The 19,064-nt window shown below is 63.9% G+C and carries 19 protein-coding genes; 2 read left to right on the forward strand and 17 right to left on the reverse strand.

What is annotated here, in order from left to right:
- Positions 1-5 precede the first annotated feature (5 nt).
- On the reverse strand, positions 6-1,331 hold the full coding sequence (locus NH448_RS19005; protein WP_045994248.1) for a sugar ABC transporter substrate-binding protein: 1,326 nt from the start codon (positions 1,329-1,331) through the stop codon (positions 6-8).
- Positions 1,332-2,045: 714 nt separating this feature from the next.
- A complete protein-coding gene (locus NH448_RS19010) occupies positions 2,046-3,677 on the reverse strand; it encodes an NAD+ synthase (RefSeq protein WP_045994455.1) in 1,632 nt (543 codons plus the stop codon).
- Positions 3,678-3,775: 98 nt separating this feature from the next.
- Between NH448_RS19010 and NH448_RS19015 the strand changes: the two genes are divergently transcribed.
- Positions 3,776-4,072 carry a PP0621 family protein gene (locus NH448_RS19015; protein WP_045994454.1) on the forward strand — a complete coding sequence of 99 codons (297 nt, stop codon included), beginning with the start codon at positions 3,776-3,778 and terminating at the stop codon, positions 4,070-4,072.
- A gap of 93 nt (positions 4,073-4,165) precedes the next feature.
- Here the strand turns inward: NH448_RS19015 and thiO are convergent, their stop codons facing one another.
- On the reverse strand, positions 4,166-5,272 hold the full coding sequence (gene thiO, locus NH448_RS19020) for a glycine oxidase ThiO (protein ID WP_045994453.1): 1,107 nt from the start codon (positions 5,270-5,272) through the stop codon (positions 4,166-4,168).
- Positions 5,273-5,500: 228 nt separating this feature from the next.
- Here thiO and NH448_RS19025 point away from each other — a divergent pair, with 228 nt between their 5' ends.
- The gene (locus NH448_RS19025) at positions 5,501-5,977 is read left to right on the forward strand and encodes a GspH/FimT family pseudopilin (RefSeq protein ID WP_045994452.1); all 477 of its coding nucleotides are present in this window, start codon (positions 5,501-5,503) and stop codon (positions 5,975-5,977) included.
- Here NH448_RS19025 and NH448_RS19030 read toward each other — a convergent pair.
- From NH448_RS19030 to NH448_RS19095, 14 genes are all read right to left on the reverse strand, one after another.
- Entirely contained in the window at positions 5,974-6,996 is a 1,023-nt protein-coding gene (locus tag NH448_RS19030) for a PilX N-terminal domain-containing pilus assembly protein (protein ID WP_045994451.1), read from the reverse strand. The two genes, NH448_RS19025 and NH448_RS19030, sit on opposite strands and share 4 nt — an antisense overlap.
- Positions 6,993-7,475, reverse strand: coding sequence for a prepilin-type N-terminal cleavage/methylation domain-containing protein (locus NH448_RS19035; protein ID WP_083970596.1), 483 nt, complete (start codon positions 7,473-7,475; stop codon positions 6,993-6,995). Before NH448_RS19035 ends, NH448_RS19030 begins: the two co-directional genes overlap by 4 nt.
- On the reverse strand, positions 7,472-7,891 hold the full coding sequence (pilV, locus tag NH448_RS19040) for a type IV pilus modification protein PilV (protein ID WP_052704491.1): 420 nt from the start codon (positions 7,889-7,891) through the stop codon (positions 7,472-7,474). Before pilV ends, NH448_RS19035 begins: the two co-directional genes overlap by 4 nt.
- Positions 7,888-8,397, reverse strand: coding sequence for a GspH/FimT family pseudopilin (locus NH448_RS19045; protein ID WP_052704490.1), 510 nt, complete (start codon positions 8,395-8,397; stop codon positions 7,888-7,890). Before NH448_RS19045 ends, pilV begins: the two co-directional genes overlap by 4 nt.
- Positions 8,384-8,758 carry a type IV pilin protein gene (locus NH448_RS19050; RefSeq protein WP_045994449.1) on the reverse strand — a complete coding sequence of 125 codons (375 nt, stop codon included), beginning with the start codon at positions 8,756-8,758 and terminating at the stop codon, positions 8,384-8,386. Before NH448_RS19050 ends, NH448_RS19045 begins: the two co-directional genes overlap by 14 nt.
- Before the next feature lie 339 nt (positions 8,759-9,097).
- Positions 9,098-10,051, reverse strand: a complete 954-nt coding sequence (gene ispH / locus NH448_RS19055) for a 4-hydroxy-3-methylbut-2-enyl diphosphate reductase (protein WP_185696479.1) — start codon at positions 10,049-10,051, stop codon at positions 9,098-9,100.
- Positions 10,052-10,152: 101 nt separating this feature from the next.
- Positions 10,153-10,599, reverse strand: a complete 447-nt coding sequence (gene fkpB / locus NH448_RS19060; protein WP_045994447.1) for an FKBP-type peptidyl-prolyl cis-trans isomerase — start codon at positions 10,597-10,599, stop codon at positions 10,153-10,155.
- Between the two features lie 62 nt (positions 10,600-10,661).
- Positions 10,662-11,168 (reverse strand): signal peptidase II, encoded by a 507-nt coding sequence (lspA, locus tag NH448_RS19065; protein ID WP_231498700.1) that lies wholly within the window; start codon positions 11,166-11,168, stop codon positions 10,662-10,664.
- A 37-nt stretch (positions 11,169-11,205) separates the two neighbouring features.
- Positions 11,206-14,052, reverse strand: a complete 2,847-nt coding sequence (gene ileS / locus NH448_RS19070) for an isoleucine--tRNA ligase (RefSeq protein ID WP_204248988.1) — start codon at positions 14,050-14,052, stop codon at positions 11,206-11,208.
- Between the two features lie 10 nt (positions 14,053-14,062).
- A complete protein-coding gene (gene ribF / locus NH448_RS19075) occupies positions 14,063-15,115 on the reverse strand; it encodes a bifunctional riboflavin kinase/FAD synthetase (RefSeq protein ID WP_253029246.1) in 1,053 nt (350 codons plus the stop codon).
- Positions 15,116-15,286: 171 nt separating this feature from the next.
- On the reverse strand, positions 15,287-16,810 hold the full coding sequence (murJ, locus tag NH448_RS19080; RefSeq protein ID WP_083970598.1) for a murein biosynthesis integral membrane protein MurJ: 1,524 nt from the start codon (positions 16,808-16,810) through the stop codon (positions 15,287-15,289).
- Positions 16,811-17,155: 345 nt separating this feature from the next.
- Positions 17,156-17,422 (reverse strand): 30S ribosomal protein S20, encoded by a 267-nt coding sequence (gene rpsT / locus NH448_RS19085; RefSeq protein WP_045994444.1) that lies wholly within the window; start codon positions 17,420-17,422, stop codon positions 17,156-17,158.
- Positions 17,423-17,765: 343 nt separating this feature from the next.
- Positions 17,766-18,539 (reverse strand): SDR family NAD(P)-dependent oxidoreductase, encoded by a 774-nt coding sequence (locus NH448_RS19090; protein WP_045994443.1) that lies wholly within the window; start codon positions 18,537-18,539, stop codon positions 17,766-17,768.
- Positions 18,540-18,746: 207 nt separating this feature from the next.
- Positions 18,747-19,064 (reverse strand): PUA domain-containing protein (locus NH448_RS19095; RefSeq protein ID WP_366078349.1); only part of this gene is annotated, 318 nt, incomplete at its 5' end.

Raw genomic sequence — 19,064 nt, forward strand, 5'->3', positions numbered from 1 at the left:
CGCCACTACTGCTGAGCAAAGCGTGCCTGCTCGGTCACCTTCTCGGTGACCCACTGAACGTCTTCGATGGCTTCCTCGGCGGAGATGTCTCCGGCCAACGCCTTGGCGAAGCGGTTACCCACCGCCGTACCGATACCCTGAAAAGCGGGGATCGCCACGTACTGAACGCCTCGATAGGGCACCGCCTGTACCGTCGGGTCATCCGGATTGGCGCTTCTCAACGATTCCAGCACCAGCTCACTGTAGGGCGCGGCCTCGCGGTAACTCGGATTGTCGTAAAGCGAAGCACGGGTCCCCGGCGGCACCTGGGACCAGCCCTCTCGCTCGGCCACCAGTTCCTGATAGCCCCGGGAGGTGGCCCAGGCGACAAAGCGCTTGGCCGCCTCGCTCTGCTCGGAACTGGAGGGAATTGCGAGCGCCCAGGCCCACAGCCAATTGCTGCGCTTGTCCAGTCCGTTATCAGGCGCCAGAGCGAATCCCACGCGATCGGCGACCTCGGAGGCCTCGGGATCGGTCACCGCGGATGCGGCCACGGTGGCATCTACCCAGATGCCGCACTTGCCCTGCTGAAACAGCGCGAGATTCTCGTTGTAGCCGTTGTCTTCCGGATTCGGCGGGCCGTACTCTCCCAACAAGGTCAGATAGAGGTCCAGCGCATCGCGCCAGCCACCTCCCTCGAGCTGTGGCTGCCACTCTTCATCGAACCAGCGACCGCCGAAGGCGTTGGCCATGGCGGTCAACAGGGCCATGTTCTCGCCCCACCCCGGCTTGCCCCGCAGGCAGATGCCGTAGTGTTCATCGGAGTCCGAGAGCTTTTCTGCCGCCTGTTCAAGGAAGTCCCAGCTCGGCGACTTGGGCATGCTCAGGCCCGCATCCTCGAACAGGTCCGTGCGGTACATGGTGAAGGCGGACTCCGCATAGAAGGGAGCCGCGTAGAGAACATCCTGATAGGACAGCGCCTGGCGCACGGTGGGCAGCAGATCCTCGGGCTGGTAGTCGCCAGGCATGTCGGCGATGGGTACGAGCCAGCCACGCTCCGCCCAGATGGGGGCTTCGTAGGTGCCGATGGTAACGATGTCGAAGCGCCCCCCGGAGGTGGCGATATCGGTGGTGGCCTGCTGGCGCAGCGTACTCTCGTCCAACGTCACCCAATTGAGCTGAATATCGGAATTCTCCGCGACAAAGTCCTCGCTCAGCTCTCGCATCCGCAGCATGTCCCGGTTATCCACCGTGGCAATGGTCAACTCGGCAGCCACGCCCTGCTGGGCAAACACCGCCCCACCCCCCATCACCAGCGCACAAGCGGTTTTAACTCGAAAGGACGTCATCATTCGCGCTCCCTCTGCCGGCGTTATAGGTTCCTGTTCTAAAAAACCTTAGCACCATCGAGTCGCCCCAACATTGAAATGTCGCGCTTTATTTACCGGGACATTGTCTAAACACACCCAGAAACCACTATTAAAAATTAATTTAATTAGGCATATATGATTTCAGAAAACCCATGAAAAACAATGGCAAGGAATAAATCTGCGCCTACCCCCTTGAAAACAACCATACTAGTTCAGCAAGAACTGCGATATCGCCTACACCTCGCACCGCACTCTTCTTCATTACCTTTACGATGCCTATTGGCGCTTCAGTCATGAAGGCTTAAATCATCTCTTCCGACGAATATGCAAAGTGACGTCGATCACCGTGTAAAAACGGCGTACGCATCAAAGCAAATACCATCTAATGGTCGCGGGGCTTTAGGCGCTGTCCGAAAAGTCGACGAGCGAAGGTTAGACAAGGCAAAAATCGGTGAGAAAGCGCAGTTTACGGGGTGTAAATGAGCATTTTGATCCGATTTTTAACGCCGTATTACCGAGCGCAGGCACTTTTCAGACAAGCCCTAGCGAGCGCAACAGAAATCCCGGCCCGGGAAATCATGACCAACGACGGGAAGTGACGTCACAAACAGCGAAGGGTGGGCATAACATCGCCACCCGCCGAGCCGATCTGGCCCGACGGGTGGCGTACCGACAAGAGGAAAGAAGCAGGTCTCGTCAGAGGCCCGGTTGCCATCCATTGACGATAGGATAACGACGGTCACGGCCGAAGCCGCGCTGGGTCACGCGCACGCCTACCGGTGCCTGGCGGCGCTTGTACTCGCAGCGGTCCACCAGCTTGACCACCTTGTAGACGTCCTCGGCGCTGAAGCCAGCCTCGATGATCGCCTCGGCGCTCATGTCGCCTTCGATGTAGCGCACTAGAATGGCGTCCAGGGTGTCATAGTCCGGCAGCGAGTCGCTGTCCTGCTGGTCCGGCGCCAGTTCCGCCGAGGGCGGACGCTCGATGACACGCTCCGGGATCACCAGGTTCTCGGTGTTGCGCCAGCGCGCCAGGCGATACACCCAGGTCTTGTAGACGTCCTTGATGGCGTTGTAACCACCGACCATGTCACCGTAGAGGGTGGCGTAGCCCACCGCCATCTCGCTCTTGTTGCCGGTGGTCAGGACCATCAGGCCCTTCTTGTTGGACAGCGCCATCAGCAGCACACCGCGACAGCGCGACTGGAGATTTTCCTCGGTGGTATCGCGCTCGGTACCCTCGAAGCTCTCGGCCAGGGTCTCCATGAAGGCTTCAACCATGGGCGCGATCGGCATCACTTCATAGCTGACCCCAAGCAGACGGGCCTGCTCGGCGGCGTCTTCCTTGGAAATGTCGGCGGTGTAGTGATACGGCATCATCACCGCATGGACCCGCTGGGGACCGAGTGCATCCACCGCGATAGCCAGCGACAGGGCCGAATCGATGCCGCCAGACAGCCCCAGCACCACGCCCTTGAACCCACTCTTGTTGACGTAGTCACGCAGACCGGTAACCAGAGCGCTGTAGAGGTCTTCCTCCGGCGCCACGTCCAGATCCACCTCGCCCTGGCGCGGGGTCCACTTGCCCTGCTCCTCGACGAAGTGCACCGGGCTCAGCCAGATATCCCAGTGCGGCGCCTGCACCGCCAGCTTGCCTTCGGCGTCGACACAGCAGGAGCCACCGTCGAACACCAGCTCATCCTGACCGCCAATCTGATTGACATAGACCAGCGGCAGGCCGACGTCACTGGCACGCTGCTCGAGAAGCTCGAGCCGCTCGGCCGGCTTGTTCTGGTGGTAGGGCGAGGCATTGAGGGTGACCAGGATATCAGCACCGGCGTCGCGAGCCTGGCGGACCGGCGCTTCCTGCCAGATATCCTCGCAGATCAGAATCCCGAGCCTGGCGCCCTTGTGTTCCACGACCAGCGGCGTGTCTCCGGGCTGGAAGTAGCGCTGCTCATCGAATACCTGATAGTTGGGCAGGGCCTGCTTGGCGTACTCATCCAGCCACTGGCCGTTGTAGAGCACGCCGGCCATGTTGTGCAGCGCGCCCTCGCGACGGCCGGGATAGCCCACGATGACCATGACGTCGCGGACCATCTTTTCCGCCATACGGGTACGCGCCTCGCGCAGGCGGGTCTCCATCGACGGCCTCAGCAACAGGTCCTCGGGCGGATACCCGGTCAAGAACAGTTCCGGCAGAACAACCACGTCGGCGCCGTGCTCGAGGAAAGCCTCGCGTACGGTCTCGATGGCCCGGTCGGCGTTGCCGGGGATGTCGCCGACCAAGGGGTCGAGCTGCGCCATCACCAGAGTCAGGTCTTGCATGAGCGGAGAAATCTCTCGAGAATCGGGGGGATCAGCCCCCATTGTCCCGCAAGGGCCGCCAACAGGCAAAGGCCGCCTCCAATCCGTGTGGAGTAAGGATGAACCTCTTGATAATCCGCCTTCTGATCTTCGCCGTGGTGTTCTTTGCCGGGCTCAAGCTTTATCGCATGTACCGCGAGTGGAAGTTTGAGCAGCAGGATCAAGGCCCCACCTCCCATGAGGGTGGCAAAATGGTGCGCTGCACCTGGTGCAAGGTACACCTGCCCGAGCAGGACGCCCTGCGCGAAAAGGGCGAGTGGTTCTGCTGCGGTGACCATCGTGACAAGTTCATCACCGAAAGCCGCCAAGGCGACGATGCTGACGGCGATAGCGGCGATGACACCCAGGGGCGTTGAACGCCCCGACAGTCACGCCGACGCCCAGTTGACCGACGCCCCGCTGCCCATTGCTACCTCACCCTGCCCCTGCTTCGATCGCCTCACTCCCGGTCAGCTTGGGCGCTCTTCCACACGTCCTTGCAACCGATAGGGCGCGGGATCAATGATCGGCTCTCTTCCCAGCAGTTGATCCACCAGCAGGCGCGTCGAGGCCGGCGCCAGCACCAGCCCATTGCGGTAGTGCCCGGCGTTGACGTGCAGGTTGTCCCAGCCGGGGGCCTGGCCGATATAAGGCACCCCGTCCGGTGATCCTGGCCTCAGCCCGGCCCAGTGGTGCTCGATCTCGCAGTCGGCCAATGCCGGAATGATGGCGGTAGCGCTACGCCATAGTGAGCTACGGGCGTCGTCGTCGGTGCCCTTGTCGAACCCGGCGTCTTCCAGGGTGGAGCCGGCCAGGACCCGCCCGTCGCCGCGAGGAATCACGTAGCGTCCATCCATCAGCACCACCCGCTCGACCAGTCCGGGTGGTGCCTTGAACAGAATCATCTGACCCTTGACCGGGCGTACCGGCAGATCGAGCCCGGCCATGTCGGCAAGCCCCGCCGACCAGGCGCCGGCACAGATAACCACTTGATCGGCACTGAGGTTGCCCTGGTCGGTGTTCACCACCGCCACCCGCTCCCCTTGCCGCTCGAACCCGGTGACCGTGCATTGCTCGCGCAACGTCACCGACGTCATGTCTTCCAGTCGGGACCTCAGCGCGCGCATCAGGCGGGGGTTACGAATGCTGCCCAGGGTCGGCATCCACAGCGCCTCGTCGATATCGCGGCGGGCGTTGGGTTCCTTTCGGCGGATCACTTCAGCGCCTACCCGCGACAGCGGCTTGCCAACCTCCCGCGCCCACTCGAGTGCGCGCGCTTCGTCATCCACCCTCAGGTAGAGAAGCCCTTTCTGACGATACTCCGGATCGACCCCGGTCTCCTCCAGCAGGCGCAGGGCCAGTTCGGGGTAGGCCCCCTCCGACCAGCTCGCCAGGCGCGATACCGGCGAGCTGTAGCGCCAGGGATAAAGCGGCGAGACGATCCCGCCCCCGGCCCAGGAGGCCTCGCTACCGCAGCCGCCTCGCTCGACCACCGTCACACTGTGACCGGCATCGGCCAGTTGCAGTGTCGTCATCAGCCCTATGACGCCGCCGCCAATCACCAGGAAATCACTCAAAGCGCTTCTCCAACGTCTGCTCTCCCTTCTCCGAGCTAGGCTCAAGGAACCCTGAATTCAAACAACAACCACAAGGAAGCGTTCGCCATGGACGACGACGCCCGACGCCCCCGTCATGTCTGCATGTCCCGAGCTTACTGGCACACACCTCACCACCCCGAACCTTACCGCCCCAAGTCTTGCCATCCCGAACCTCATCGAATCGCTTTCCGCCAGTCCGGAACTACCTTGCTGGAGCTGTTGCTGGTGGTGGCTATTGTAGGCCTTCTGACCAGCGTGGCCCTGCCGGGCTACCGGGCAATGGCCGCCCGACAGGATATCGCCAGCGAGCTTTCGCGACTAGAAGGCGCCCTGATGCTGGCCCGGGGCACGGCCATCACCCGGGCAAGACCCGTCACCCTGTGCCCGAGCGACGACGGCGTGCACTGCGGCGAGGACTGGAGGGGGAAGCTGTTGATCAAGGCTGGAGCGCCGAGTTGGGAGGGCGCGACACTTCATGTCTTTGCGCCAAGCCGGCTCTCAAGCATCGGCTTTCGCGAGGATGCAAAGCCGGTGCGTTTTCTGGCCAATGGACGCGCCAGTGGACATAACGGGACTTTCGATATCTGCGCGCGAGAAAACACGGGCGCTAGGCTGGTACTCAGCAATTTTGGAAGGATCAGAAGTGAAAAGGGTCGGTGTGCTGGACCCTCGTTTCCGCCTTAGTCATCACGATCGATCCAGATTACGCCGCCGTCACCTTCTCCACCTTCATCGGGGCTGATTTCGACCTTGCCATTTATCGTGACGGGACCTTCGGCAACTAGTCTGCCATTGATCGTGAGCCCCCCGCCCCCGCTTATCGCCATAGACCCGGTACTCCAGATGTCTCCATTGAGTTCCACCTGTCCGTGAGGAGCGAGCGTTGGCGCTCCAGAAACAACGATCGAGGTGTCATAGCTGCCAGCTGGGGCTTCGATTGTCACGCTCTGGCTCGGATCGGCAGGATCCACCACGATCACGATCTGATCCGCATCAGGGTAATCCGCTGGATTCAGACTGCCATCAAACCCGTGAGTTCTAGCGTCGCAATAGACGATCCCTTGGTGACTCGCACAGCCATCCGGCCCAAAGTCGGCATCCTCGAAGTCTTTGGCGACCACATCGATATAGCTGTCTGGACCGTAGTCGTTACCGGGGTGGGCAAGTCCGTTTAGTTGGCAGTTGGCGGGCTGATCCAGCTCAGGATGTGCCACCACAGGCCCCCCCGCATAGACCATGCAATCGTCAGGGATGAGATCGGGCAATTCCAATCCAGAGCTTTCCTTCTCTCGCCCCACCATCAGAAAGTGCCTTGCCAATACCTGCTCACCATCGCTGACCTGCCCCATGATCAGCTGCACGACAACATCCTGTTCTATACAGTCGATATGTCGATAGCCCACTGTGTCGCTATTGGTCAGTGTGTGTACGTCCGACCAATCAGCGGATACGCCGCCCTGTTCCGCTCGGTCTTGAATCTCGGCACACTCCAGTAGCCCGCTCGATTCAGGCGTTTCACTTAGCCTCTCGGCCCCACCCCAATCCGCCGCCATCTGGGCCTGGGCCATGGCGCGCATATTGCCGGCCAGGCGTTCGTCCACCAGCGCCGACTTGACCCCGGCCATGGCCACCACCGAGGCGATCGCTACCAGCGACAGCACCACCAATAGTGCCGCGCCTCGCTGCCTCGCTGGCGCCTTCATTCGGCATTCTCCGCCGCGGACACGGCCTGGAGACGATCCACCGCGTGCAGCCGGATCGGTGTCCTTGCGTGGGGCAGGTTCAGGGTGATGCGATAGAGTCCCCCACCCAGATCTTCCAGCACCTGATCGTCCTCGCAGGAACCATCGTAGGCCAGGCCATCGACCAGAGGCTCGCCGCTGTCGACCTCGTGCAGCGTACAGGACTCGCCATCTGGCGCCGGGCGCAGCACGTAATCGCCGGGGGAGGCGTCGCCCCGGCGCACCGCCGCGGTGATGGTATCGAGGGCGTAGCTCAGGACCGCCTGGCGATCGGCCAGGCGCAGCACCTCGCGCGCATTGGCGTTGACCTCCTGAAACAGCGAGCCCGCAGCCAGGATCACCAGGCTGCCGACGACCATGGCCACCATCAGCTCGACCAGCGACACGCCGCGCTGGCGACGCAATGACTTGCACGGGGAAAGGACGCGGTGCGGGCTCATGGTGCTTTCCGAGCGGGCAGCTTGACCCAATACTGAAACAGGCTGGGTTCGGTGAAGCGCTCGTCCTTCCAGCCGATACGCAATTCGAAGGCGCAGTCGTCCCGAGCGATCACCGCCTCGTCCAGGGGAATGAGACCGGGAAGGAAATCGGCCCAGTGCTCGCGCCAGTGCTCTCGGGAAAGGCTCTCGGGCACACCTTCAGGACAGTACCCGCCATTGGCCACCAGGCTTGCCCACAGCAGTTCCCGTGCATCCTGGGCGGCCAGGTCCGCCAGCGATCTCTGGATACTGGAATGGGCGCTTTGCAAGCTGCGCAACTGCATCCCCGCCACCCCTAAAAGTCCCACCGACAGCAGCACCAGCGCCACCAGTGCCTCGAGCAGGGAAAACCCGGCCTGGGATCGCAGGCTTCTCACGCGGCATCTTCCTCATCGCCGGAACGTACCACGCCGCTTGGCTCCACCGAGACCCAGCGACCCTCGCCTCCTGTCCCGCGAAGCTGCCAACGGCAGGGGCTACCGTAACTGCACTCATCCAGGCGCCCCATCAGATCGAAGCTGACCCCACCGGGCGATACCCGGGTACCGTCAGTGTGCGCTGCTTCATCGACCATCAGTACATCGCCATGCGCGCTTGGAGTGGACTGGCAGCCGCCGGCGTCCGCGTCTCCCGCCAGCACCTCGAGCCGCCAGCGTCCTGCGCAGTCGACCACCAGCACCCTGACCTCCTGGCGTCGGGTCAAGGCGGTGGTGCGTGCCAGGGTCAGTGCGCCGACCAGGCGATTGGTATCCGCCACCAGACGCTCGCCGGCCAGCCAATGGTGCAGACTTGGCACCGCCACCGCAGCCATCAGGCCGATCACCGCGACGCAGACGACCAGCTCCAGCAGGGTGACCCCGCGCTGACGGCTACCAGCAGTCATCTGGTGCCCGTTCGCCGGTCTGGTCCATGGTCAGGCTATCGCAGCCTTCCTTCACCGACTGGGCGTCGAGGGCCCTGGCCTCGAGAAAATAGCGTCCTGGGTGGCGTTCCACCGACAGTTGGTAGAAACCGGACTCCGACGGTCGCTCAAGCCCGTCACAGGCATCGATATCATAGGCCTGGTCACGGCTGTAGCAGCGTTCCAGCGACGAGGCGGTCGTCATCAGTAGAGCGCGGCCATCGGCGACACGGGTCTCGCGTAGATGCTCGGTGTACATGGGGTAGGCCACCGACGCCAGCAGACCGATGATGGCGATGCACAGCAACAGTTCGATCAGGGTGAAACCGCCCTGACGTTCCATCGAGCCTGGTGACGAAGCCCGTGTCGAAGCGGCACTGACTTTCTGGTCCAGCTCACTGAATCCATGGTCATCCCAGCGCGTCTCTGCGTAAATTGAGCCTCGCGTTTTTCGTATTCCCTGCATCGGGCTTCTCCGGCTCGTTTTCCCTTCGAGTATGTCGCACGTCCGCCATGGGCGGCAGGCGCTGGATCAAGGTTGTGTCGCGACACCACGCTTAAGCACAGACTTGAGGCTTTCTCCTACGCCTGAAAACAAGGACGCCGCCCTTGGGGGCGGCGTCGAGATGCTGCACTGGAAAAACGAACGGTGGAATGCCTTCACGGCAATCCTCTGGTGGCATCAGTCGCTGACGATGACCCGCTCGCGCAGTTCACGCGGCATCGAGAAGGTGATGGTTTCCTCTCGGCCGGCCAGTTCCTCGGGGGCCTCGGCGCCCAGCTCGGTCAGGCGGTCGATGACCCCCTTGACCAGTACCTCCGGGGCGCTGGCCCCGGCGGTCACGCCGACTGCACCGATATTCGCAAGCCAAGCCGGATCGATCTGCTCGGCACTGTCGATCAGGTAGGCCGGGGTGCCCACTCGCTCGGACAGCTCGCGCAGGCGATTGGAGTTGGAGCTGTTGGGGCTTCCCACTACCAGTACCAGATCGGAGCCCGCCGCCAGTTCGCGCACCGCGTCCTGGCGGTTCTGGGTGGCGTAGCAGATATCGTCCTTGCGCGGCCCCTGGATGTCGGGGAAGGTGGCGCGCAGGGCATCGATCACCCGAGCGGTATCGTCCATGGACAAGGTGGTCTGGGTGACAAAGGCCAGCCGACTGGGGTCCTTGACCTCCAGACGGGCCACGTCCTTTTCGTCCTCGACCAGGTAGATCTGGCCGCCGTGGGAGGTGTCGTAACGCCCCATGGTGCCTTCGACCTCGGGATGCCCTTCATGGCCGATCAGGATGCACTCCTGGCCACGGCGAGCGTAGCGCAGCACTTCCATATGCACCTTGGTCACCAGCGGGCAGGTGGCGTCGAAGACCTTGAGCCCGCGCCGCTCGGCCTCCTCCTGCACCGCCCGGGACACCCCGTGGGCAGAGAAGATCACGATGACGTCATCGGGAACCTCGTGGAGTTCCTCGACGAAGATCGCTCCACGCTCGCGCAGGCTATCCACCACGAAGCGGTTGTGGACCACCTCGTGACGCACGTAAATGGGCGGCCCGAACACGTCCAGCGCGCTGTTGACGATGTCGATGGCCCGGTCGACGCCGGCGCAGAAGCCGCGCGGGTTGGCCAGCTTGATTTGCATGGTTTGCCTTGCCTCGGTGCCGTCTTGGCACCTGGTTGAGCGGATGATTCGCGTGGTCATCACGTACTGCGCCTTACCGGCACACCGGGGACGTGAATCGCCTAGTGGGTGGTGGCGGGCTTGACGCCCAGCACCTCGACCTCAAAGGTCAGGGTGCGCCCGGCCAGCGGATGATTGAAGTCCACTTCCACCATGTCGCCGTCGATCTCGGTGACCACCCCGGGTAATTCGTCGCCGTTGGCATCGGCAAAGGACATCACGGTGCCGACCTCCGGCTCGTCGCCGTTGAACACCTCACGCTTCATGCGCTGGATGTTCTGTGGGTTGTGCTGACCGAAGGCGTGCTCGGGACTGACCTCGAAGCTGCCGCTGTCGCCGTCGGTCATACCCTTCAACGGCTGCTCGAACCCGGGCGGCAGGTTGCCATCGCCCAGTTGAAAGGTCGCCGGGGCCTTGTCCCGGGTGGAGTCCACCACGGTGCCATCTTCCAGCTTGAGGGTGAAGTGAAGGGTGACTTCCATGCCCTCGTCGATACGGTAGTCGCTCATTGGGATCTCCGAAAGAGTGACGGACCGGCAGGGACCGATACGTCGCTGCCGGCAACAGATAATTAGCCGCGCCGGGCGCGGCGGCGCTCGCCGAAGATCGACTCCCAGATCAGGCCGATGGCGCCCAGGGTGATGCCGATATCCGCCACGTTGAACGCCGGGTAGTACCAGCCCGCCGCGTGAAAGGACAGAAAGTCCACCACGTAGCCGTGCACCAGGCGGTCATAGAGGTTGCCCAGGGCGCCGCCGATGATCAGCGCGAGACACGCCCCCAGCAGCTTTTCGTCACGCCGCAGGCGACGCATCCAGATCGTCAGGCCGACGGTGGCCGCCACCGCGATGGCGGCGAACAGCCAGCGCTGCCAACCGGGGTGATCGGCCAGGAAACTGAAGGCCGCCCCGGTATTGTGCAAAAGCGTCAGATTGAAGAACGGCAGCACCTCCACCGGCGTGGCGTAGGTCAGCGTCTGGCTCATCAGTGCCTTGGTGCCCAGATCGAGCACGACCCAGGCCAGCGCCAGCCACCACCAGCGCAGCGGCTGGCGCATCGGTTCTACCTGTGAACTCATGTGCCCGTCACCCTCCTTGGTCGTGGAATCCGTGGCGTCAGGCATAGTGACGCACCTCGCCCGGACCGTCCGGCAGGTTGCTGACGCAGCGCGAACACAGGTCCGGGTGCTCGGGCAGCGAGCCCACATCGGGGCGATGGTGCCAGCAGCGCTCGCACTTGGCGTTGTCGCTGGCGCGCACCGCCACCTTGAGCCCTTCGACGTCGGTCTCGGCGGCATCGACTCCTTGGTCGAGCGGCGCCAGGTGGACCTCGCTGGTCAGCATCACGAAGCGCAGCTCGTCGCCCAGGCGCGAGAGCAGTTCGTCAAGCTCGTCGCTGACGTGCAGGGTCACCTCGGCGGCCAGGCTGCCCTTGATGGTCTTGGCGTTGCGGGCGTCTTCCAGGCACTTGTTGACCGCCTGCTTGACCGTCAGCACCCGCTCCCAGAAGTCACGGCCCATGCTGGCGTCGTCGCTGAGGGTGGACAGGCCTGTGTAGTAGGTCTCCAGCAGCACGCTGCGGCCTTCGGCCAGGCCCTTCTCGCCGGGAATGTTCTCGAAGATCTCCTCGGCGGTGAACGACAGGATCGGCGCGACCCAGCGCACCAGCGCCTGGACCACGTGATAGAGCGCGGTCTGGGCGCTGCGACGGGCCTGGGAGTCGGACTGGGTGGTGTACTGGCGATCCTTGATCACGTCCAGGTAGAAGCCGCCCAGCTCCCGCGCGCAGAAGCCGTGCACCTGCTGGTAGACGTCGAGGAAGCGGTACTCGTCGTAGGCCGTCTCGATGCGTGCCTGAAGTTGCGCGGCGCGGTCCACCACCCACTGGTCCAGCGCCAGCATGTCGTCGAAGGCCAGGGCGTCACGCTCGGGGTCGAAGCCGTTCAGGTTCGCCAGCAGGAAGCGCGCGGTGTTGCGGATACGCCGGTAAACGTCGGCGGTGCGCTTGAGGATCTCGTCGGACACCGCCATCTCGCCGGAATAGTCGGTGGAGGCCACCCACAGACGCAGGATATCGGCGCCGAGCTTGTCCATTACCTCCTGCGGGGCCACCACGTTGCCCATGGACTTGGACATCTTGCGGCCCTGGGCGTCGACGGTGAAGCCGTGGGTCAACAGGCCCCGGTACGGCGGGTGACCGTCGATGGCGCAGCCGGTCAGCAGCGACGAGTGGAACCAGCCACGGTGCTGGTCCGAGCCCTCCAGGTACAGATCGGCACGCGGGCCACTCTGATGGCCGTGGGGGTGCGAGCCGCGCAGCACGTGGCGGTGGGTGGTGCCGGAGTCGAACCACACGTCCAGGGTATCGGTGACCTTGTCGTACTGACTGGCCTCTTCGCCCAGAAGCTCGGCCGGGTCCAGGCGGAACCAGGCGTCGATGCCGCCGCGGTCGACCAGGTCGGCGACCTTCTCGGTCAGCTCCACGGTCTGCGGGTGCAGCTCGCCGCTTTCCTTGTGCAGGAAGAACGGGATCGGCACGCCCCAGTTACGCTGACGCGAGATGCACCAGTCCGGGCGGTTGGCGATCATGCTGTGCAGCCGCGCCTTGCCCCAGCCCGGGGTGAACTCGGTCGCCTCGATCCCTTCGAGCGCACTTTCGCGCAGGGTGCGACCGTCATGGCCAGGGATGTCCATGCCGACGAACCACTGGGCGGTGGCCCGGTAGATCACCGGGGTCTTGTGACGCCAGCAGTGCATGTAGCTGTGGGTGATGGTCTTGTGAGCCATCAGCGCGCCGGCCTCGGACAGTGCCTCGACGATCTTGGGATTGGCCTTCCAGATCAGCATGCCACCGAACAGCGGCAGGTCGTCGACGTAGACGCCGTCGCCCTTGACCACGCTGATGAAGTCACTGAAGTCCATGCCGTAGCGACGGCAGGAGTCGAAGTCATCGACGCCATGAACCGGCGCCGAGTGGACGATACCGGTGCTGCCCTCGTCGCTGGTCACGTAGTCGGCGAGATACATCGGCGCGGTACGCTCATACAGCGGATGACGGAACTCGATCAGCTCCAGCCGTTCGCCACGCGCCGTGGCGATAACCTCACCGCTCAGGCCGAAGCGCTCGAGGCAGCTCTCGACCAGTTCCTCGGCCAGCAGCAACAGCCGCTCGCCGGTGTCGACCAGGGCGTAGTTGAACTCCGGATGGACATTCAGCGCCTGGTTGGCCGGGATGGTCCAGGGGGTGGTGGTCCAGATGACCACCGCTGCGGGCTTGGGCAGGCTGTCCAGCCCGAAGGCGGCGGCCAGCTTGGCGTCGTCTGCGCAGGTGAAGGCCACATCGATGGCGTCGGACTTCTTGTCGGCGTACTCGACCTCGGCCTCGGCCAGGGCCGAACCACAGTCGAAGCACCAGTTGACCGGCTTGAGTCCCTTGAACACGTAGCCGCCCTTGACCATGTCGGCCAGGGCGCGGATCTCGCCACCCTCGTTGGCGTACTCCATGGAGCGGTAGGGATTGTCCCAGTCGCCGACCACGCCCAGACGCACGAAGTCCTGAAGCTGGCCCTTGACCTGCTCGTCGGCGTACTCGCGACACAGCGCCCGGGCCTTTTCAGGCTCCAGGTGCTTGCCATGGGTGGTCTCCACCTTGTGCTCGATGGGCAGCCCGTGGCAGTCCCAGCCCGGCACGTAGGGTGCGTCGAAGCCCGCCAGGTTCTTCGACTTGACGATGATATCCTTGAGGATCTTGTTGACGGCGTGACCGATGTGAATGCTGCCGTTGGCGTAGGGAGGGCCATCGTGCAGCACGAAGACCTCCTGGCCCTGGCGTGCGTCGCGCAAGCGCTGGTAAATGTCCAGCTTCTGCCACTGCTCGACCCGCGCCGGCTCGCGCTTGGGGAGCATGCCGCGCATGGGGAATTCGGTTTCTGGCAGATTCAGAGTGTGCTTGTAGTCGCTCATAGTCCTGGGGTCAGCCGTCGTCATGATCGGCGGGGGCCTGCCCCGCCGGGGAATCCTGGGTTGCGGCCTCGCGCGCACGTGGCGCCGATGCCAGAGGATAGGGTCGTGGGCCGTCAGGGTCCCGGGCAAACACTGCTCGCGCCCGGTCGATGTCGGCATATATCTGGGTCTTCAGCGCGGCAAAGTCCGCGAAGGTCTCTTCACCGCGCAGCTTGGCGCAGGGCACCACCGTCAGGCGTTTGCCATACAGGTCCGCCTGCATGTCCAGCAGATGCGCCTCCAGCACCGGACGCGGCGATCCTACCGTGGGCCGCCAGCCGATATTGACCACCGCGGGATGACGCTGGGACGCCTCGCCATCGCTGCCGTCGTGGATCTCCACCGTCGCCGCGTAGACACCGCGCAGCACCAGCGGACCCGGCAGCAGCGGCAGGTTGGCGGTGGGCACACCGATGGTGCGCCCGCGCTGCTGGTCACGCACCACCCGGCCGCTGACGCGGTAAGGCCGGCCCAGCAGGCGCGCCGCCGCCTCGAAGTTGCCACAGGCCAGCAGGGTGCGCACCCGTGTGCTCGACACTCGATCATCGTCGATGCGAAAGGTCAGGGTGTGTTCGACGCTGAAGCCGCTGCTGCGGCCGGCTTCGGTCAGCAGGGCAAAATCACCGCGACGATCGCAACCGAAGCGGAAGTCGTCGCCCACCACCAGATGGCGTACGCCGAGCCCTTCCAGCAGCACCCGTTCGATGAATTCTGCCGCCGTCAGCTGGCGCAGCGATTCATTGAACGGCAGACACAGCACCCGATCGACGCCGCACTCCTTGAGCAGGCCGACCTTGTCGCGCAACCGCGTCAGGCGCGGTGGCGCCTGGTCGCCGGCAAAGTACTCGCGCGGCTGGGGTTCGAACACCACCACGGTCACCGGCAGTCCGATGCGCGCCGCCTCGGCGTGGCACTGCTCAAGGATCGCCCGATGGCCCAAGTGCACCCCATCGAAGTTGCCGATGGTCGCCACCGTGCCACGGTGCTCCTCGCGCAGATTGTGCAGGCCTCGAATTACTTCCATGAGTCGGGTCACACCGAACCTAAAGGGAGTCGATTATAGCGAAGTGCGGGCCGCCGCGTCTTCCCACCGTCTGAAGGCGTCTGGGTGGGCAGGCACTTTTCCAACACGCCCACGCCATAGGCTTGTTCCGAAAAGTCGACGCGGGCAGGCAGCTTTCTAACACCCCCCGCCTTAGCCCTTGAGCCGAAACTGGCGGACTCTGACTCCTGTCAGCCCCAGCCAGGCGAAGTACGCAAGCCCACCGGCCGCCACCAGCGCCGCCATCCACAGCACACGAGGCATGAGCCCCCAGCCGAGCCACTGGTGCCACTCCGGCGCCAGCAACACAAGCACCAGGCCCATGGCCACACAGCCGCCTCCAAGCTGCACGGCAAAGCGCCCCCAGCCGGGCTGGAAGCGCAGCACGCCCTGCCGGCGCAGCAGCCAGGCCAGCATCCCGGCATTGAGGAAGGCCGACAGCGCGGTGGCCAACGCCAGCCCGGCGTGGGCCAGCGGCCAGATCAGGATCAGGTTGAACACCATATTGGCGACCATCGCGATGATACCGACCTTGACCGGCGTCTTGGTGTCCTGGCGGGCAAAGAACCCCGGCGCCAGCACCTTGATCAGCATGAAGGCGACCAGGCCGAGGGCATAGGCACGCAGGCTCATCGCCGCCATCACGATATCGTTGTCGGTCATGGCGCCGTAGTGGAACAGCGTGATCAACAGCGGCTCGGCCAGCAGCGCCAGCGCCAGCGCCGCTGGCAGCCCCAGCAGCAGCACCGCTCGCAGCGCCCAGTCCAGCATCTGGCTGAAGTGCTCGGTGGACGCCTCGGCGTGGCGCCGCGACAGCGCCGGCAGGATCACCGTACCGATGGCCACGCCGAACACCCCCAGTGGCAGCTCCACCAGGCGGTCGGAATAGTAGAGCCAGGACACGCTGCCCGCCGCCAGCAGCGAGGCCAGGATGGTATCCAGCAGCAGATTGATCTGCGACACCGAGACTCCGAACAACGCCGGCGCCATCAGTCGAAGGATGCGCCGCACACCCTCGTGGGCGAAGTTGGGCCAGGGCCGGGGCATCAGCCCGAGCCTCACCAGAAAGGGCACCTGAAACAGCAGTTGCGCGGCACCGGCGATCAGCACGCCCCAGGCCAGCGCCATGGCCGGCTCGCTCATCATCGGCGTCAGCACCAGCGCCGCACCGATCAGCGACAGGTTCAGCAGCACCGGGGTGAAGGCCGGTACCGCGAAGCGATTCCAGGTATTGAGCACGCTGCCGGCGAAGGCGGTCAGCGAGATCAACAGCAGATACGGGAACGTCAGCCGAAGCATGTCGGTGGTCAGCGCGAGCTTGTCGGGATCTCGCGCAAAGCCAGGAGCAAACACCCAGGCCAACCAGGGCGCGGCGACGATAGCCAGGGCGGTAATCAGCGCCAGCACCGCCGCCAGGCTACCGCACACCGCATTGAGCAGTTCGCGTATCTCTTCGCGGGTGCGGGTGGTCGAGTACTCCGACAGCACCGGCACGAAGGCCTGATTGAAGGCGCCCTCGGCGAACAGCCGACGCATGAAGTTGGGGATCTTGAAGGCCACGAAGAAGGCGTCGGCGCCCTGTCCTGCACCCAGCAGGGTGGCGATCACCACGTCGCGCACCAGCCCCAGCACCCGGGACAGCATGGTCATGCTGCTGACCACCAACCCAGAGCGCATCAGGCCCCGACGCACGGGCGCCTTGGCGCCCCCCACCGAGGTGCCCGCTCCCTGCTCCAGGGCCTGATCAATGTCCTCATCCGAGGCCTGCTGTCGACGCTCGTCGGTCACGTCACTGATTCCTTGCTTGCGGGTTCCCTGCTCAATTCCCGGCTCGTTTGTCCAGCCTTCTTGCCACGCTGACAGTCCCCGCGCTCTGGCTCGCCATCGCCCGGAGAAGGGCGACGAAGGGGCACCGGGGCGCCGCGGGTCATCAATTGGCAGGCACAAAAAAACCGGCCGTAGCCGGTTTTTCGCGTGCGCGACACGGACGCATCCGCGTCACGCCGAAAGCGCGGGACCGGCTTACGCAGCCAGCGCCTTGATGCGCTTGTTCAGACGGCTCTTGATGCGAGCGGCCTTCTTCTTGGACAGGGTGTCCTTGTCGGCGATGCGGTCGATGACCGGCTGTGCCGCCTTGAAGGCGTCCATTGCCTGAGCGTGGTCACCGCTGTTGATCGCCTTGATCACGCGCTTGACGTAAGTGCGGACCATGCTGCGCTGGCCTGCCTTCAGGACACGACGAGATTCTGCCTGACGGGCGCGCTTACGGGCTTGCTTGCTGTTAGCCACTGACTGTCTCCTTGGAGAAAGTTGTCGTCACCGTCGCACGATGACTTGATAACGTATTGATCCAACAGGGAAATAAAAAAATCCCCGTCGGCCTGGCCATCTGGCCGACCGCCATCGCAAGCACTGTCGCGAGGCAATCGTTACGGGCCGTGTCTGAGAGGATGGCGCATCCTATCATGTCAAGGTACTGCGCGCCAGCCTTTTACGGCCTGGCGCGCCTGGCTCACTCCACCGACCCTGTGCCCGGCCAGCGGCGGCCAGCGCAGCGGTCATCGCGCCACTTGTCACGACTCCACGGGCGCCTCAGGTCACCGCAGACGTCGCCGCCGCCATCACCGCTCAATCACTTCAGCTTCGACTGGATCATCTGCTTGACGAAGCGCTGACGCTCCTGCAGCCGCAGCCCCTGGATCGCCTCCGCCAGATCATGAGCCTCTTCGCCCACGTGCCAGTAGAGCTGACGGCGAGTGCTGATCGCCTGGTAGGCGGCCTCCGCCACTTCCTTCGGGCCCAGCGTGATCTGCTGCTCCGTGCACACCATGGAGTCAGGATTGTTCGAGTTCATCGGTGTATTGATCAGGCCGGGTTCGATGATCCCTACATAGATGCCATCGGACTCCAGCTCGATACTCAGCGACTCGCCCAGCGACGTCACGAACGACTTGGTCGCACCGTACACGCTGAACATCGGCAGCCCGGTGATCGCCGACGCCGACGACGTCAGCAGGATGGCGCCTGCCTCGGACGCCATCACGTAGGGCAGCGCCTCCTTGATGATGTAGATCGTGCCCATGGCATTGATCAGGTTCATCATCTCGTACTTTTCGAGCTCGACGTCCTTGAACAGGCCACTCGCCTGAATCCCGGCATTGGAGTGGACGACATCGATCACTCCACCGCAGACGGTGGCGAACTGCTCGATGGCGTCATGCACACCAGCACGACAGGAGACATCGCACTTGTAGGCAAACAGGTTCGCCTGCCCTTGCGCCTGCAGCTCGTTCAGCGCCTTGACGTTGATATCCAGGCCACCGACCTTAAAGCCCTTCTCCAAAAACAGTTTGACGACCTCAAAGCCGACGCCGGAACCAGCACCCGTTACCAGAATAGACTTCATCGACAACGCTCCCTCTTCTCCAAAGACCGCTGAGACCACGCACCGGGGCACGCTTCAGCTTCAAGGCTCACGCGACAGGACAGATGTCGCGCATGCGCCGCCGACAGCGGCTGCTGTCGGCGGCGCATAAGAGCACGGAGAAAAGACGGGAACCATATCCCTAAAGAGAGGCGCCGGGGGCAACAAGGCGCCTGATACCGACCTGGATCAAGCCAGCACCACAAGATTGTCGCGGTGAATCAGCTCCGGCGCTTCCATATAGCCGAGCAACTCACAGATGCGCCCGCTGGGTTGGCCGAGAATCTTGCGTGCGTCCTCGGCGTTGTAGTTGACCAGTCCCTTGGCGATCCGCTCGCCCTGCTCGTCGACGCACAGCACCATGTCGCCACGCGCGAAGTCACCCGAGGCGGCCTTGACCCCCACCGGCAACAGCGACGAGCCGCTGCTACGCAGCACCCGTACCGCGCCGGCGTCCAGGGTCAGGGTACCGCGCACCTGCAGCTGGCCGGCGAGCCAGCGCTTGCG

This window comes from Halomonas sp. OfavH-34-E, assembly GCF_024124525.1.
Lineage (GTDB): Bacteria > Pseudomonadota > Gammaproteobacteria > Pseudomonadales > Halomonadaceae > Halomonas > Halomonas litopenaei.

Bases quoted from the DNA above. Each gene is read 5' to 3' on its own strand.
- ribF (WP_253029246.1), bottom strand. From the start codon at position 15,115: ATGGAAGTAATTCGAGGCCTGCACAATCTGCGCGAGGAGCACCGTGGC.
- NH448_RS19035 (WP_083970596.1), bottom strand. From the start codon at position 7,475: ATGAGCCCGCACCGCGTCCTTTCCCCGTGCAAGTCATTGCGTCGCCAG.
- NH448_RS19015 (WP_045994454.1), top strand. From the start codon at position 3,776: ATGAACCTCTTGATAATCCGCCTTCTGATCTTCGCCGTGGTGTTCTTT.
- murJ (WP_083970598.1), bottom strand. From the start codon at position 16,810: ATGCGCTCTGGGTTGGTGGTCAGCAGCATGACCATGCTGTCCCGGGTG.
- lspA (WP_231498700.1), bottom strand. From the start codon at position 11,168: ATGAGTTCACAGGTAGAACCGATGCGCCAGCCGCTGCGCTGGTGGTGG.
- NH448_RS19050 (WP_045994449.1), bottom strand. From the start codon at position 8,758: ATGGAACGTCAGGGCGGTTTCACCCTGATCGAACTGTTGCTGTGCATC.
- NH448_RS19010 (WP_045994455.1), bottom strand. From the start codon at position 3,677: ATGCAAGACCTGACTCTGGTGATGGCGCAGCTCGACCCCTTGGTCGGC.
- ispH (WP_185696479.1), bottom strand. From the start codon at position 10,051: ATGCAAATCAAGCTGGCCAACCCGCGCGGCTTCTGCGCCGGCGTCGAC.
- ileS (WP_204248988.1), bottom strand. From the start codon at position 14,052: ATGAGCGACTACAAGCACACTCTGAATCTGCCAGAAACCGAATTCCCC.
- NH448_RS19030 (WP_045994451.1), bottom strand. From the start codon at position 6,996: ATGAAGGCGCCAGCGAGGCAGCGAGGCGCGGCACTATTGGTGGTGCTG.
- NH448_RS19045 (WP_052704490.1), bottom strand. From the start codon at position 8,397: ATGACTGCTGGTAGCCGTCAGCGCGGGGTCACCCTGCTGGAGCTGGTC.
- fkpB (WP_045994447.1), bottom strand. From the start codon at position 10,599: ATGAGCGACTACCGTATCGACGAGGGCATGGAAGTCACCCTTCACTTC.
- NH448_RS19005 (WP_045994248.1), bottom strand. From the start codon at position 1,331: ATGATGACGTCCTTTCGAGTTAAAACCGCTTGTGCGCTGGTGATGGGG.
- NH448_RS19090 (WP_045994443.1), bottom strand. From the start codon at position 18,539: ATGAAGTCTATTCTGGTAACGGGTGCTGGTTCCGGCGTCGGCTTTGAG.